Origin of the sequence: Dechloromonas sp. A34 (assembly GCF_026261605.1) — a bacterium.
Taxonomy (GTDB): Bacteria; Pseudomonadota; Gammaproteobacteria; order Burkholderiales; family Rhodocyclaceae; genus Azonexus.
Genome location: NZ_CP102486.1, coordinates 3,560,225 through 3,574,388, shown reverse-complemented (window position 1 = coordinate 3,574,388; position 14,164 = coordinate 3,560,225). Strand labels below are relative to the sequence as shown.

General features: G+C 63.3%; 16 protein-coding genes. 2 read left to right on the top strand and 14 right to left on the bottom strand.

Annotated elements, in window-relative coordinates; all coding sequences use genetic code 11:
* Positions 1–31 precede the first annotated feature (31 nt).
* From NQE15_RS17885 to NQE15_RS17875, 3 genes are read right to left on the bottom strand one after another with little or no spacing between them, the layout of a single operon-like run.
* Entirely contained in the window at positions 32–823 is a 792-nt protein-coding gene (locus NQE15_RS17885) for an ABC transporter ATP-binding protein (protein ID WP_265943272.1), read from the bottom strand.
* 1 nt (position 824) lies between these two features.
* On the bottom strand, positions 825–1,637 hold the full coding sequence (locus NQE15_RS17880) for an ABC transporter permease (RefSeq protein WP_265943270.1): 813 nt from the start codon (positions 1,635–1,637) through the stop codon (positions 825–827).
* A gap of 7 nt (positions 1,638–1,644) precedes the next feature.
* Positions 1,645–2,625 (bottom strand): ABC transporter substrate-binding protein, encoded by a 981-nt coding sequence (locus NQE15_RS17875; protein ID WP_265943268.1) that lies wholly within the window; start codon positions 2,623–2,625, stop codon positions 1,645–1,647.
* A 306-nt stretch (positions 2,626–2,931) separates the two neighbouring features.
* Here NQE15_RS17875 and NQE15_RS17870 point away from each other — a divergent pair, with 306 nt between their 5' ends.
* Both NQE15_RS17870 and NQE15_RS17865 read left to right on the top strand, forming a co-directional pair.
* Positions 2,932–3,261, top strand: a complete 330-nt coding sequence (locus NQE15_RS17870) for an antibiotic biosynthesis monooxygenase family protein (RefSeq protein WP_265943266.1) — start codon at positions 2,932–2,934, stop codon at positions 3,259–3,261.
* 3 nt (positions 3,262–3,264) lie between these two features.
* Positions 3,265–6,027 carry an NB-ARC domain-containing protein gene (locus NQE15_RS17865; RefSeq protein ID WP_265943264.1) on the top strand — a complete coding sequence of 921 codons (2,763 nt, stop codon included), beginning with the start codon at positions 3,265–3,267 and terminating at the stop codon, positions 6,025–6,027.
* Between the two features lie 14 nt (positions 6,028–6,041).
* Here the strand turns inward: NQE15_RS17865 and NQE15_RS17860 are convergent, their stop codons facing one another.
* From NQE15_RS17860 to NQE15_RS17810, 11 genes are all read right to left on the bottom strand, one after another.
* Positions 6,042–6,536, bottom strand: coding sequence for a TlpA family protein disulfide reductase (locus NQE15_RS17860; RefSeq protein ID WP_265943262.1), 495 nt, complete (start codon positions 6,534–6,536; stop codon positions 6,042–6,044).
* Positions 6,533–7,360: an ABC transporter permease gene (locus NQE15_RS17855; protein WP_265943252.1), complete on the bottom strand. Its 828-nt coding sequence runs from the start codon at positions 7,358–7,360 to the stop codon at positions 6,533–6,535. Before NQE15_RS17855 ends, NQE15_RS17860 begins: the two co-directional genes overlap by 4 nt.
* Positions 7,361–7,846 carry a hypothetical protein gene (locus tag NQE15_RS17850; protein ID WP_265943250.1) on the bottom strand — a complete coding sequence of 162 codons (486 nt, stop codon included), beginning with the start codon at positions 7,844–7,846 and terminating at the stop codon, positions 7,361–7,363.
* Between the two features lie 2 nt (positions 7,847–7,848).
* Positions 7,849–8,700 (bottom strand): ABC transporter ATP-binding protein, encoded by an 852-nt coding sequence (locus NQE15_RS17845; protein ID WP_265943249.1) that lies wholly within the window; start codon positions 8,698–8,700, stop codon positions 7,849–7,851.
* 74 nt (positions 8,701–8,774) lie between these two features.
* Entirely contained in the window at positions 8,775–9,632 is an 858-nt protein-coding gene (locus NQE15_RS17840; RefSeq protein WP_265943259.1) for an HDOD domain-containing protein, read from the bottom strand.
* Between the two features lie 109 nt (positions 9,633–9,741).
* Entirely contained in the window at positions 9,742–10,416 is a 675-nt protein-coding gene (locus tag NQE15_RS17835) for a ceramidase domain-containing protein (protein WP_265943257.1), read from the bottom strand.
* A gap of 30 nt (positions 10,417–10,446) precedes the next feature.
* Entirely contained in the window at positions 10,447–10,830 is a 384-nt protein-coding gene (locus NQE15_RS17830) for a hypothetical protein (RefSeq protein ID WP_265943255.1), read from the bottom strand.
* Positions 10,831–11,089: 259 nt separating this feature from the next.
* Positions 11,090–11,863, bottom strand: a complete 774-nt coding sequence (scpB, locus tag NQE15_RS17825; protein WP_265943254.1) for a methylmalonyl-CoA decarboxylase — start codon at positions 11,861–11,863, stop codon at positions 11,090–11,092.
* Positions 11,864–11,968: 105 nt separating this feature from the next.
* Positions 11,969–12,796, bottom strand: a complete 828-nt coding sequence (locus NQE15_RS17820; protein WP_265943252.1) for an ABC transporter permease — start codon at positions 12,794–12,796, stop codon at positions 11,969–11,971.
* On the bottom strand, positions 12,797–13,282 hold the full coding sequence (locus tag NQE15_RS17815; RefSeq protein WP_265943250.1) for a hypothetical protein: 486 nt from the start codon (positions 13,280–13,282) through the stop codon (positions 12,797–12,799).
* A gap of 2 nt (positions 13,283–13,284) precedes the next feature.
* Positions 13,285–14,136 carry an ABC transporter ATP-binding protein gene (locus NQE15_RS17810; protein WP_265943249.1) on the bottom strand — a complete coding sequence of 284 codons (852 nt, stop codon included), beginning with the start codon at positions 14,134–14,136 and terminating at the stop codon, positions 13,285–13,287.
* Positions 14,137–14,164 lie beyond the last annotated feature (28 nt).

The window sequence follows — 14,164 nt, the reverse complement described above, 5'->3', positions numbered from 1 at the left end:
CCCGACATCCTACCGATTCTCGCCGGGTTTCTCAGTCGACCGCCGCCAGCTTCAGCTCGTCGTTGGCATGGCGTTGCTGTTCTTCCATGACCAGCCGGCCGAGTTCGCGCTTGAGGTCGTTGAAGGCAGCCGACGACGGATCGCGCGGCCGGGGCATGTCGACGTACTGGTCGCGCTTGACCGTGCCGGGGCGATAAGTCATCACTACGATGCGGTCGGCCAGGTAGATCGACTCCTCGATCGAGTGCGTCACGAAAAGGATGGTCTTGCCCAGTTTGTTCCAGATGCGTAGCAGTTCGTCCTGCAGGTTGCGCCGGGTCAGCGCGTCGAGGGCGCCGAACGGCTCGTCCATCAGCATGATCGGCGAATCGAGGGCGAGCACGCGGGCGATGGCGACGCGCTGGCGCATGCCGCCGGAGAGGTCCTTCGGGAAGCGGTCGCGGAAGTCTCTGAGGTGCAGCAGGTCGAGCAGCTGATTGACCGTGAGGTCGATCTCGGCTTTGTCCTTCTTCTGGATTTCGAGGCCGAAGGCGATGTTCTGGCCGACGGTCATCCACGGGAAGAGCGCGTACTCCTGGAAAACCATGCCGCGATCCGGACCGGGACCGGTGATCTTCTTGCCTTCGACGGTGATCTCGCCGGTCGAGGGCAGCGCGAAGCCGGCCACCGCGTTGAGCAGGGTCGATTTGCCGCAGCCGGAGGGGCCGAGCAAGCAGACGAATTCGCCGGCCTTGATTTCGAGATTGATGTCCTTCAGCGCGACGACATCCTTGCCCGGCGTCTTGAAGATTTTCTGGACATTGTTGACGATGATTTGGGCCATGTTAGTGCTCCAGGCCGCGGTGCCAGCGCAGCAGATGGTTGTTCAGGCGGCTGACCGCGGTGTCGATGAAGAGGCCGAGCAGGCCGATGGTGATCATGCCGGCGATGATCTTGTCCGACCACATGAACTCCCGCGCTTCGAGGATGCGGAAGCCGAGGCCGTCATTGACTGCGATCATTTCGGAGACGATCACCACGATGAATGCCGTACCGATGCCGATGCGCACGCCGGCCAGGATGTAGGGTGTCGCGGCAGGGAGAATGACGCGGGTGAACATCGTCCATTGATTGACCCCGAGATTCCTCGCGGCGCGCAGGAAGATGCCGTCGACCTGGCGGACGCCGGCGATGGTGTTCATCAGCACCGGGAAAAAGGCGCCGATGGCGATCAGGAAGAAGGACGGCGGGTTGCCCAGGCCGAACCAGAGGATCGCCAGCGGAATGTAGGCGATCGGCGGAATCGGTCGCAGGATCTGCATCAGCGGGTTGAACAGCTCGTAGATGCGGGGGCTGGCGCCCATCAGCAGGCCGAGTGGCAGGGCCAGCCCGGCGCCGATCAGGAAGCCGGCGATGACGCGGAACAGGCTTGAGTAGGCGTCATGCGGCAATTCACCGGAGAGCAGCCAGGCCAGCGTGCTCTGGCCGGCCTCCTGTGCCTGGCCGGGCAGCAGGTAGGCCCACCACTTGATGGCGACGGCGGTCGGCGACGGCAGCAGAACTTCCGAGAAGAGGCCGAGGCGGGAGCCTGCTTCCCAGAGGATCAGTAGCAGCACCGGGACCAGGGCACCGTGGGCAAAGTCTTTGAGTTTTTGCATGGCGTCCTCACTTGACCTTGAGGTCAGTCTTGGCCTTCTGCAACAGATCGAGCTTGACCCATTCGGCGGCCTTGGGCGGCTTGGCCATGCGGCCGACGCCGTACTTCTGCATGAAGTCGGTGGTGATGTCGATGTGCTCCAGGGTCACGTCGTAGGTGTAGTCGGCGTTGTCCATCGCATCCTTGAAATCCTGGGAGCTGATCTGGCCCTTGAACATCGACTCGCGTACGTATTTGTCAGCTAGTGCCGTGTCCTTGTTGAACAGCGCGGTGGTCTCGACGAAGCACTTCATCAGGCGCTGGGCGACATCCTTCTTCTCGTTGTACATCTTCTCGGTCATCACCAGCAGGCGCACCGGCTCGCCCATCGCCGTGGTGTAGGGCTTCATGACCTCGACCCCGAACTTCTTGTTGAGCGCCTGCGAGGACTGCGGTTCGGACTGGTTCATGGCGTCGATCTGCTTGGCGGCCAGCGCCTGGTTCAAGTCGGCGAAGGCCAGAAAAACGATCTGCACGTCCTTGCCCGGCTTGTCGGACCAGGTCAATCCGGCCTTTTCGAGTTCCGCGTAGAGCAGCAGTTCGTGAGCGCCGCCACGGGTGACGCCGACCTTCTTGCCCTTCATGTCGGCCAGCGACTTGATGCCGCTGTCGACGCCGGCGACGATGCGCGCGCCACCCTTGGCGAAACCGGCCACGGTATAGATCTGGACGCCGTTGGCGCGGCCGGAGATGGCGCCGTCGGAGGCCAGTGCGGCGATATCGACCTCGCCGGCGACGATGGCCGGCATGATGTCCGGCCCCTTGGGGAACATCCGCTCCTCGACCTTCAGGTTGTACTTGCCGCAGGCCTCCTTCATATAGGAGACGGCGCCGTAGTGGGCGAATTTCAGGTTGCCGAGCCGGACGACGTCCGGCGTTTGCGCCAGAACGGCGAGCGGGGCGCTGAGGCCAAAGGCGGCGAGCAGGGCAAGACGGATGGACTTTTGCATGGATATCTCCTCCAGAGTTTTCGTGGACCGCGACGCGGTTGCCAATACTGTTTGCAGGAGATGTGCCAGACTGAACAGATAGCCAACTTGTTGAATTTGCTGGTTGTTCTATGGTGTTGCGCAAGCTGGCGATGCGGGTTTTCAGAATCTTCTGCTTGCCGTGTGCGGATTTCCGCACAACGGGGGCTATCCTCCACGGGGCACCTTTTGTCATTGTCGGCGTCTGAGGAACAACAGATGCATTGTCGCAACCCGCCATCCAGAATTCCAAGTACCCGCGGTTCCATTTGCCAAAGGAGGATGAGCATGAAATCAGTTGCCGAGAACAAGCTGGTCATCGTCTTTCGCTCCCGTCTGCGCCCAGACGCCGACCTCGAGGCCCTGGAGGCTGCGGGCACCCGGATGTATGAACTGGCCAGCGCGATGCCGGGCTTCCTCTCCTACAAGGATTTCGCCGCCGGCGACGGTGAGTGCCTGTCGATCATCGAGTTCAGCGACATGGACTCCCTGCTGGCCTGGCGCAACCAGCCGGAGCATGTGGCCATGCAGCAGCGGGGCCGCGACGAGTTTTTCGCCAGCTACGAGATACAGGTTTGCGAACCGCTCCGCGCCTATTCCTTTGCCGGCAAAAGCTGAGTCATGGCGGTCGTCTATCTCTCGTCCACCCTGCTTGACCTGAAGGCCGAACGGGCGGCGGTCGCCAATTGGCTGGAGAAAAATCATCAGGTAAAACATAGCTATGTCGCGGATGACGAGAGCGTCGTCAAGAGTTGCCTGGACGACATCAAGGCTAGCGATGTCTATGTCCTGATCATCGGTTTTCGCCTTGGCTTCGTGCCGCCGACGGATAACCCCGAGGGTCTGTCGATCACCCAGCTCGAGTTCCGCCAGGCCGGTCGTTTGGGCATTCCGCGGGTGGTGCTGATGAGCAAGGGCGCAACCGATATGAGCCTGACCGATTTCGAGAATCCCGAACGCTACCAGCGCCTCAAGGATTTTCGCAGCGAGGTTACCGACCCGGTGCGGCCGGCGGAATTCAATGACATTACCTCGTTGATCGCCGAGTTGAGTGCAGGAATTCAGCATGTATTGGCCAAGCAGCCAGTTCAGAGGATACCGGCGCCACGCCTGCGCATTCCGCAACATAAGTTGGTCGGACGCACTGTCCAGGTCAAGGCGGTGCTCGACGGGCTGCAGCACGGCCGTCGTGAGTTCGCCTTTGTCTACCTGGCCGGGGTGGGCAAGACGGCGGTTGCGGCGGAGCTGATCCAGAATGGCGAGATCAACCAACGCTTTCCCGACGGGGTGTTGTGGGCCCACCTCGGGGCTGACCCGGACGTCCGGCGGCAACTGCGCAAGTGGGCAACCGCCCTCGGCTTCACCGACGAGCAACTGGAGAAGGCGGCGAGTCTCGAGGAATTGAGCGACCTGATCGTGCAGGCTATCGATCAGCGCCGGCTATTGCTGGTGGTGGACGATGTCTGGAGTACCGAGGCGGGCGAATATTTCAAGCTTGGCGGCGAAGGCTGTGCCTACGTGGTGACGACCCGCTTTCCCAAGGTGGCTCGCGAACTGATGCCGACGGTTGGCCAGGTGATCACCGTGCCGACCCTGGACGATACTGACGGCTTGGCGCTGCTCGCCGAGTTTGCCCCGAATTCAGTCGGCCTCGCCCCGGATTTGCTCAGGCAACTGGTCGGCCGCGTCGGCGGCTTGCCCATCGCCTTGGTCCTGATCGGCAACATGCTGAAGGCGGAGGGTGACAACGAGCACGCGGTGCGCAGCGTCGAGCAATACCTGGTCAATATCGCCGCGATGTTCCGCCGGAAAAAACCGCTGGAATTTGTCGAGGACCACAACTTCACCTTGGGTGAGGTCATCGAAGCCAGCTACATAGCTCTGGGCAAGGAGACTTCGCTGAACGAAGCGGAGCTCTTGCCGGGGGATGTCCTGCGCGGCGCCCTGGAGGCGTTGTCCGTACTGCGTCCCGATCCCTCCTGGTTCAGCAGTAGCCTGGCCGAACAGATCACCGGGACGTCGACCCGTGCACTGGTCGAACTTGCCAATGCCGGACTGATCGACGAGGTGAGATACGACGACGAGCATTCGAAGAGTGGCAATGACCGGCGTTACTCGATGCACCGGGTGATTGCCGAGTACATTCGGACGAAATTGCCCACCGAACGAGCACAAGCCCTGAACCGCCTGGCTGCCGCCCATTACCTGGCGCGCTTGCAGAGCCTCGAGCAGTCGTTCCAGGAGGGCGACGACAGCAGCTACGGGGCGATGTATCGCTACGAGAATCCGGAGTGGCAGGATTGCCAGGACAACTGGCTCTATTACTTCTCCCAGACCGGTTATGACAGCGAGGCCAGTTTGTCCTTCCTGCATGTCTGGTTCGACGGGTTCTGGTGGTGGAGCTGCTTTACCGACGAAGGCTTCGACTTCTGCGACGAGTTGCTACTCGAATGGGAGAATCGCCTGAGTCTTACCGCCAGCGACCCGTCGCGGTCCGCAGCCGACCCCCGGCTGGAGCGGCGGGTCCAGGGGCTGGATCTGTTGCATCGTTTCAAGCGGGCTTACCCGAAGGAGACGGTCGATCGCAACAGTGGCTCCTGGCCGGAAGTCGCCGAGACGATCCATGCCTTGCGCGGCTTGAGCGCCCTCGATGGCGATGCTGCCCAGTTGCAGAATGCCAGCGCCCGGCATGTCCGTGCCTTGACAGACATTTTCCTGGCCGAAGCAGCGCGCTTCGGCGAGCGTGATGTCAAGGCCGCCGAAGCGTTATACCGGGAAGCGCTCAGCCTGTTTCGCCAGGACGACGAGCAATGGAACATCGCCTGGATTCTGTTCCATCTCGCCGACACCCTCGGCGATGCTGGCGACTATGAAGCGATACCACCGCTATGCGCGGAGTCGCTTGCCCTGGGGCTCGACGGCGGCGATCACGAGGTCGTGGCGCTGGACCATCAGCTGCTCGGCGATGTGGCCTTTGCCCGGGGCGATGCTGCGGGGGCAATAGAGCACTACGCGCTGGCCATCGAGCATGCCTATCGCTTCCAGGTCGAACCTCGCGATCCAGACGATTACACCCTGCAGTTCTATGCAGATCTGGCGGCCCGGGTGGCGGAGGGATTGCTGGCGGGCGCTGACGGCCGGCCTGGCGTGCCCGAGGCGATCGCCTCGGGATTGCGTCGGCGCTGGATCGATGCCGGCGTTCCACTGGCTGCGCCGGCCGACGAAGGCGCCTTGCTGGCCGGGGTCGATGGGCCGGCCCTGGTCCGGCAACTGTTCCCGGAGGCGCTCGACCGGGTATGGCGAAATACCGAAGGTGCCACTTATGCCAAAAAGGTTCGCGAACACCTGGCGCAGCTTGAAGCGATGGCGCTATCTGCTACCTGATGTCCTGGTCGGCTTCAGGGCTTGAGCAGGGCCTCGGCCATGCCATTCAGATCGGCCTGCCGGATCTGGCCGAGCTTGACCTTGACGACCTGACCGCGACGGTCGATGAACAGGGTGTAGGGCAGCCCGCCCTTGGTATTGGCCAGGGCCTGCATCAGCGGGATGCCCTTGTCCTTGGCGACGAAGACCGGGTAGTCCATCTCGTAGGCCTTGGCGAATTCCTTGGCCGGTTCGGCCTTGTCCTCGATGCCGATGCCGAGGATTTCGATCTTGCCCTTGTGGGCGGCGCGGAACTTGATCAACTCGGGGATTTCGGCGCGGCAGGGGCCGCACCAGCGGGCCCAGAAATTGACCACCAGCGGCTTGCCCTTGTAACGCTCGAGGGCGACAGGCTTGTCGTCGAGATCGTTCAGCGTGGCGGCGAACAGCGGGGCGCTGGAAGGCAGCTCGTCAGCGCTGCTCACCGTTGAACAAAGCGCCAGAATCAGAGCAGAGAATATTTTTTTCAAGGCAGGTCGCCACGGCGGAAGAGGAAGTAGCCGATGGTAGCACTGAGCAGACCGAGGGTTGCCGGGTAGGCGAGGGCGAAGATCTGGTAGCCGGCGACGCCGAAAGTATCGAGGATGACGTAGGCGGACGGCCCGAGCACGATCAGCTGCGGATCGAACAGGGCCAGTGCGGCGGTGCGAAAGACCTGCAGCGGATTGACCAGGGCCAGCCCGACGGCGACCTCCGGCGAAACCTTGCCCTGGATCATGACGCCGAGCAGGATCAGGTCGAGGAAAAGCAGCAGGAACAGCCAGACCATGAAGGCGGCACCCTGCGCCAGATCGGTGCTGCGGGCGACCGAGGAAATCAGCATGCCGATGCCCAGGAAGCAGATCGCCATCGTGGCAAGCAGGGCGGTGTAGTAGCCGAACATCCCCCACGGCACCTCGATGCCCTGGATCGTCGCCCAGCCGACGGCACCGGCCATGGCCAGGAAGACCGGTGCGAAGACGACGATGTAGCGGCCGAGGATCTTGCCCCAGAACCAGGCCGCGAGCGACACCGGCAGCGACAGCAGATACTCGAAGACCCCCGCCTCGCGGTCGCCGGCCACCGAGCGCACGGTGGTGATCAGGACGAAGATCGGCAGGATCGCCATGGTCAGCTGGATATAGGTGACCAACAGGCGGGAGAGGCCGATGAAGCCCAGCACCCGCGACTCGGTCAGGCCGAAGACGAAGAGCAGGGCGACGATGCCGCCGAAGACCAGGGTATAGATCTGGAACCAGCGGGCACGCAGCGATTCGACGATATCGAGTTGGGCAGTCAGCCACAGTTGCTTCATTTATTTACTCTTGGCCAGTGTGTGCTGGCGCATGTCGGTGAAATCGAGGCTGCCGGGCAGCGGGAGCGGCACGGCCGCGAAGTTGTAGCCCATCGGCGAGCTCTTGGTGATGAACTGGGCTTTCCGCGGGTCCAGCCAGAGCATCTCGTCGCGGCTCTTGCTGCCAAAGTCAGCCACCCAGTAGCGGGTCGCGGCATCGGCCAGCCACGGGAACTTGTCGGCCTTGTCGCGCAGCCAGAAGACCAGGCAGCCGATATCGTCGAACTTGAAGACGGCGTTATCCGGGCCGCCGCGCAGCTGCACCGCGAAGCGGCGGTCGGAAATGACCATGTTGCAACGGGCGCAGGTGTCGCGGTCCCAGATGATCTCGGCCATGCCCTCCGGCCAGTCGCCCTTCTTGCAGCCCGAGAGGGCGGCGGCGAGCGGGCTCAGCAGCAGGCCGCCGAGGCCGAGACGAAGCAACTGGCGGCGCCGGATGTCACACATGATCAGGCCTCGGCCAGCGACAGGTCGCTGACCAGCGCCGTATAGCGCGACACGATGCCGAGAAAGCGCAGGCGGTCCGGTCCGGCAATCTCGCCGTGCCAGATCCGGTTGTCGTCCTGACTGGTGAAATTCCAGCCGGCCAGGGCCTTGGCGAAAGCCGGCTCGAAACGGCCGAGGACGATGCGGCAGGCCAGGGTCGCGGTCAGCGAGACGGCATCGGCGACCTTGTCGTCGAGCACGATCTTGCCCATGTCCATCTCGATCACCCGGTTGACCAGGGCCGAGACCTCGTCCAGGCGGTGGCTGGAAATGATCATCGTCGCATCGTCGAGACGTTCGGCCAGCAGGTCGAAGAAGATCTTGCGCGCTTCCGGGTCGAGATTGGCCGCCGGCTCGTCCATGACCAGCACCTTGGCCTCGCGGCCCAGCGCGATGGCGATCAGCAGCTTCTGCTTCATGCCGCCGGACAGGCGCACGAACTGGCGGGAGAGGATGGCGTCGACGTCCAGCCCGAGGCGGCCGGCGAGGTCGTGAATACGCTTGGGGTCGGTGCCGCAGAGGGCGGCCGAGAAGTCGATCAGCTGGCCGACCGGCATCTTCAAGGGTGGCGGCAGTTGGGGCACGAAGCCGATATTGCCGAGCACGGCGGTGCGGTTCGTGCGCGGGTCGAGGCCGGCGATGGCGACCGTGCCGTCGTGGGTGTATTCGCCGAGCAGGCAGCGGATCAGGGTGGTCTTGCCGGCCCCGTTCGAGCCGATCAGGGCGATGCGCTCGCCGAGACCGATGTCGAGGCTGATGCCGTCGAGCACCCGGGCTTTGCGGAAGGTCTTGGCTACGTCGGTAAACTGGATCATGGGGCGATTATAGGAAGGCGCAGGTGATCGACCTTGAACCTGGATCAAAATTCGGGGATGCCGCTCGGCAGCGCCTATTCGGCCTGTGGCGCAGCCTCAATGCTGGCCAGCAGGGCGGCCCGGAATTCATCGGGCAAGGGCAGCGGCTCGGCCAGTTCGGGCAGACTGCCGGGGACGACCTTGGCGACTTCCCGGAGCAGTGCCAGCAGGGTCGGCACCTCGAGATCGAGGGTGACCAGCTTGGCGCTATCTGCGGCGAGGCGGGCGATGTTGGCGCGCGGCGTGTCGGTGCCCTTGATCAGCATGACGACCAGATTGGGCAGGCCCCAGGCCTGGGCCAGGGCCGTGGTCAGCTGGCGGAAGGTGAATTCGATGTCCGACGGGCGCTGCATCAGTGCCCAGAAGCGCTCGTTCCAGTCGCGGGTCTGGGTTTCCTTGTCGGTCAGCTCGGGGGCGAAATGCCAGAGCAGCAACTCGCCGACCTCGACCAGCAGCGCCGCCATCGAGACTTCATCGGGCGAGACATCGACCCGGCGGTTGGCCCAGGCGCGAGCGATTGCCGAGGCGAGCACGGAACGGGATTCGCAGGTGTGGCAACCAGGCAGCAGATCATCCCGGGCCGGGCTGGCGGCGACGATCTCCTGCAATTCGTCGTAGCCGGTTTGCAGCACGGCGGCCAGTGGGGTCGTGGTGTCGTGGCCGAGTTGCCGGGAGCGCCTTTCCTCGGCCCGGCGCAGCAGCTTGAGCGCCAGATAGGGGTCGCCATAGACGATATCGGTCAGGTCGCGCGCCGACAGGCTATCGCGCTTTTCTTCTCCCCCTTCTTGCAGGGCGGCGAGGACGGCGCGGGTTGCCGGCAGTACGGGGATATCCTTGTCCTTGAGATATTCCACCCACTGGTTGATGCCCCATTGCCACTGATATGGCTGCATATTCGACTCACGGAAAAGATGCTTGCGAACAGTGGCTAGCATACTCGAATGTCGCAGCGCTTTCTCGGCTGCCCCGCCGTTTTCCTTACCTAGGCAGGCTTCCCGGGGATTACTCGGCGCCGCTCGGGTGCGGAGGCGGCTGGTTCAGGACGTAGGCCCGTGTCGTCAGATAGAGGACGCCGCCGACCAGCAGGTGCCACAGAAAATGGGTGCCGAGCGGCGACCACTGGCAAATCCATTGGTCGAGCGAACGGCAGGCGAGGGCAAGTGCAAAGACGATGACTGCGAGATAGAGGATGGCCGGCTCGCGCTTGCCGCTCGCTCGGTGGTAGGCGGCGATGGCCAAGATGAAGAGCAGGGCCCCGCCATAGACCAGCGAACCGTTGAGCCATTCCTTGGGGAGTTGCATGAACCCCAGATTGACCAGCAGAAAGAGGATCAGCAGGCCGGCCACTGTCAGTGCTTTGCTACCGGCCACGCAGCGCGCGTAGAACAGCAGAAACGCGATCTGGTAGATGAAAATCGGCAGCAAGTCGGCCAGCATCATCAGGCGGTTGGCCAGGGTATGAAAAAGGAAGCTACCCAGCCCGATGGCGACCAGGTTGATGGTCAGGAAGAGTGCCGGTCCGCTGGACCGTACTTCCGTGCGTCGCATCAGCCAGACGATGGCCAGCGCCGCGACGATGAACGACAGGTTGCTGAAGGCATTGACCGGCTCCGCCCAGAACTCGGCGGAGGTCCGTTCGCAGTAGAGATCGACGGCGGTATTGGGCGAAGTGATCATGAGATCAGCCTGGCGCCCGGCCGCTCCCGCTTACGAGAATTTTCTCTGATGGGCCTGGACGGCCTTCATCCGCGCCAGGTACAACCTGAGTTTTATCGTGTCGGGGAGGTCATCGTCGTCGTCGACGTCATCATTGTCCTGACCCTCGATCTCGGTCAGCTTGGGTCGACTGAAGGAGCGGTGCAGATCGAGATCGGCAATGCCTGATCCGGCATCCTCGTCATTGGCCACATCGAGAAGCCCTTCGCCGGCCTTGGTCTTAGGCGCCAGCAAGGCCATCTGATGGCGCTCGGTGCGCGAAAGCATCGTCTTCGGGATGCTTTTCTTCTTGGCTACCTTCAATTTCTTGGCCCGCGGCAGGTCGGCCCGAAACTCGGTAACCGAGGCCGGCGGCGGAATCGGGGTTACGGTCACGATCGCCTCGGAGGAGAGGACTACCGATGCGACACTGGCTGCCGATCCCTCAGAACCTTCGTTCTGGGAGGCATTGACACCACACGAATATATGGCAGCGACTGCTGCAATTACTAACCAACGCACTTCGATTTGCCTCTAAAAACGAACTCTAGCTAATCTATAACGCGCGAACGTCGGTTTGGTTGTCACGAAAAACCGTTTTTTTAGCAAGCCGGCTCAAGCGCCGGGAGGCCGCGTCAATTGGAGCATCCGGCCCTCAGCGACCTTCGAAGCGCGGCTTCCTCTTTTCCTTGAAGGCGCGGATGCCTTCCGAATAGTCCTGGCTGTTGTAGACGACCCGGCGCAGTCCCTGGATGCGTTCGAAATCCTGCGGCGACATGGTGTGGGCACCGGCCAGGATGCGCAGCTGCTCCTTCATCACCGAGATCGATAGCGGGGCGTTGCCGGCGATGGTGCGCGCCATGTCGTAGGTAAAGGCATCGATCTCCCCGGCTGCCGCGACGTGGTTGATGATGCCCATGCGCTCCAGTCGGCTGGCCGGGATCGGCTGGGCGGTGAACAGCATTTCCTTGGCGATGTGGATGTGCGCGGCGTTCAGGAAGGTGAGCAGGCCCGAAACGTTGTAGGGCACGCTGTGCTTGGCCGGTGTGGCGGCGAAACTGGCCTCCGGCGTGGCGACGATCAGGTCGCAGGCGAGCACGGTTTCGCAGGCGCCGCCCCAGACGCTGCCCTCAATCAGGGCGATGATCGGGGCCGGGAAGTTTTCCAGTTCGCGGATCAGGTGACGCAAGGGGTCGCGCCAGCCGAGCGGATCAAGGCCACCTTCCGGCAGTTCCGAGACATCGTGGCCGGCCGACCAAACCTTGACGCCCGATGCGGCACGCAGCACTGCGCAACGTACTTCCTGGCGGGTGAATTCGGCCAGCGCGGCGATCACGGCGTCGACTAGACGCTCGGAAAGCGCATTGCGCTTGGCTTCGTGGTTCAGGGTGATGGTGCCGACGGCACCGTCGATATGTGTGGTGATCATGGCCTGCCCGCTGCGTGAATGACCACAGATTCTAGTACCAGCCGTTGAATTGGTGGTATCAGTGCCAGTCGTTGATCTTTATTGCCAGAGCAGAGAATATTTTTTTCAAGGCAGGTCGCCACGGCGGAAGAGGAAGTAGCCGATGGTAGCACTGAGCAGACCGAGGGTTGCCGGGTAGGCGAGGGCGAAGATCTGGTAGCCGGCGACGCCGAAAGTATCGAGGATGACGTAGGCGGACGGCCCGAGCACGATCAGCTGCGGATCGAACAGGGCCAGTGCGGCGGTGCGAAAGACCTGCAGCGGATTGACCAGGGCCAGCCCGACGGCGACCTCCGGCGAAACCTTGCCCTGGATCATGACGCCGAGCAGGATCAGGTCGAGGAAAAGCAGCAGGAACAGCCAGACCATGAAGGCGGCACCCTGCGCCAGATCGGTGCTGCGGGCGACCGAGGAAATCAGCATGCCGATGCCCAGGAAGCAGATCGCCATCGTGGCAAGCAGGGCGGTGTAGTAGCCGAACATCCCCCACGGCACCTCGATGCCCTGGATCGTCGCCCAGCCGACGGCACCGGCCATGGCCAGGAAGACCGGTGCGAAGACGACGATGTAGCGGCCGAGGATCTTGCCCCAGAACCAGGCCGCGAGCGACACCGGCAGCGACAGCAGATACTCGAAGACCCCCGCCTCGCGGTCGCCGGCCACCGAGCGCACGGTGGTGATCAGGACGAAGATCGGCAGGATCGCCATGGTCAGCTGGATATAGGTGACCAACAGGCGGGAGAGGCCGATGAAGCCCAGCACCCGCGACTCGGTCAGGCCGAAGACGAAGAGCAGGGCGACGATGCCGCCGAAGACCAGGGTATAGATCTGGAACCAGCGGGCACGCAGCGATTCGACGATATCGAGTTGGGCAGTCAGCCACAGTTGCTTCATTTATTTACTCTTGGCCAGTGTGTGCTGGCGCATGTCGGTGAAATCGAGGCTGCCGGGCAGCGGGAGCGGCACGGCCGCGAAGTTGTAGCCCATCGGCGAGCTCTTGGTGATGAACTGGGCTTTCCGCGGGTCCAGCCAGAGCATCTCGTCGCGGCTCTTGCTGCCAAAGTCAGCCACCCAGTAGCGGGTCGCGGCATCGGCCAGCCACGGGAACTTGTCGGCCTTGTCGCGCAGCCAGAAGACCAGGCAGCCGATATCGTCGAACTTGAAGACGGCGTTATCCGGGCCGCCGCGCAGCTGCACCGCGAAGCGGCGGTCGGAAATGACCATGTTGCAACGGGCGCAGGTGTCGCGGTCCCAGATGATCTCGGCCATGCCCTCCGGCCAGTCGCCCTTCTTGCAGCCCGAGAGGGCGGCGGCGAGCGGGCTCAGCAGCAGGCCGCCGAGGCCGAGACGAAGCAACTGGCGGCGCCGGATGTCACACATGATCAGGCCTCGGCCAGCGACAGGTCGCTGACCAGCGCCGTATAGCGCGACACGATGCCGAGAAAGCGCAGGCGGTCCGGTCCGGCAATCTCGCCGTGCCAGATCCGGTTGTCGTCCTGACTGGTGAAATTCCAGCCGGCCAGGGCCTTGGCGAAAGCCGGCTCGAAACGGCCGAGGACGATGCGGCAGGCCAGGGTCGCGGTCAGCGAGACGGCATCGGCGACCTTGTCGTCGAGCACGATCTTGCCCATGTCCATCTCGATCACCCGGTTGACCAGGGCCGAGACCTCGTCCAGGCGGTGGCTGGAAATGATCATCGTCGCATCGTCGAGACGTTCGGCCAGCAGGTCGAAGAAGATCTTGCGCGCTTCCGGGTCGAGATTGGCCGCCGGCTCGTCCATGACCAGCACCTTGGCCTCGCGGCCCAGCGCGATGGCGATCAGCAGCTTCTGCTTCATGCCGCCGGACAGGCGCACGAACTGGCGGGAGAGGATGGCGTCGACGTCCAGCCCGAGGCGGCCGGCGAGGTCGTGAATACGCTTGGGGTCGGTGCCGCAGAGGGCGGCCGAGAAGTCGATCAGCTGGCCGACCGGCATCTTCAAGGGTGGCGGCAGTTGGGGCACGAAGCCGATATTGCCGAGCACGGCGGTGCGGTTCGTGCGCGGGTCGAGGCCGGCGATGGCGACCGTGCCGTCGTGGGTGTATTCGCCGAGCAGGCAGCGGATCAGGGTGGTCTTGCCGGCCCCGTTCGAGCCGATCAGGGCGATGCGCTCGCCGAGACCGATGTCGAGGCTGATGCCGTCGAGCACCCGGGCTTTGCGGAAGGTCTTGGCTACGTCGGTAAACTGGATCATGGGGCGATTATAGGAAGGGCGCTGCGGT

Excerpts from the sequence above, each read along its gene's own strand:
- NQE15_RS17885 (WP_265943272.1), bottom strand. The coding sequence starts at position 823 with ATGGCCCAAATCATCGTCAACAATGTCCAGAAAATCTTCAAGACGCCG.
- NQE15_RS17880 (WP_265943270.1), bottom strand. The coding sequence starts at position 1,637 with ATGCAAAAACTCAAAGACTTTGCCCACGGTGCCCTGGTCCCGGTGCTG.
- NQE15_RS17875 (WP_265943268.1), bottom strand. The coding sequence starts at position 2,625 with ATGCAAAAGTCCATCCGTCTTGCCCTGCTCGCCGCCTTTGGCCTCAGC.
- NQE15_RS17870 (WP_265943266.1), top strand. The coding sequence starts at position 2,932 with ATGAAATCAGTTGCCGAGAACAAGCTGGTCATCGTCTTTCGCTCCCGT.
- NQE15_RS17865 (WP_265943264.1), top strand. The coding sequence starts at position 3,265 with ATGGCGGTCGTCTATCTCTCGTCCACCCTGCTTGACCTGAAGGCCGAA.
- NQE15_RS17855 (WP_265943252.1), bottom strand. The coding sequence starts at position 7,360 with ATGAAGCAACTGTGGCTGACTGCCCAACTCGATATCGTCGAATCGCTG.
- NQE15_RS17850 (WP_265943250.1), bottom strand. The coding sequence starts at position 7,846 with ATGTGTGACATCCGGCGCCGCCAGTTGCTTCGTCTCGGCCTCGGCGGC.
- NQE15_RS17845 (WP_265943249.1), bottom strand. The coding sequence starts at position 8,700 with ATGATCCAGTTTACCGACGTAGCCAAGACCTTCCGCAAAGCCCGGGTG.
- NQE15_RS17840 (WP_265943259.1), bottom strand. The coding sequence starts at position 9,632 with ATGCAGCCATATCAGTGGCAATGGGGCATCAACCAGTGGGTGGAATAT.
- NQE15_RS17835 (WP_265943257.1), bottom strand. The coding sequence starts at position 10,416 with ATGATCACTTCGCCCAATACCGCCGTCGATCTCTACTGCGAACGGACC.
- scpB (WP_265943254.1), bottom strand. The coding sequence starts at position 11,863 with ATGATCACCACACATATCGACGGTGCCGTCGGCACCATCACCCTGAAC.
- NQE15_RS17820 (WP_265943252.1), bottom strand. The coding sequence starts at position 12,796 with ATGAAGCAACTGTGGCTGACTGCCCAACTCGATATCGTCGAATCGCTG.
- NQE15_RS17815 (WP_265943250.1), bottom strand. The coding sequence starts at position 13,282 with ATGTGTGACATCCGGCGCCGCCAGTTGCTTCGTCTCGGCCTCGGCGGC.
- NQE15_RS17810 (WP_265943249.1), bottom strand. The coding sequence starts at position 14,136 with ATGATCCAGTTTACCGACGTAGCCAAGACCTTCCGCAAAGCCCGGGTG.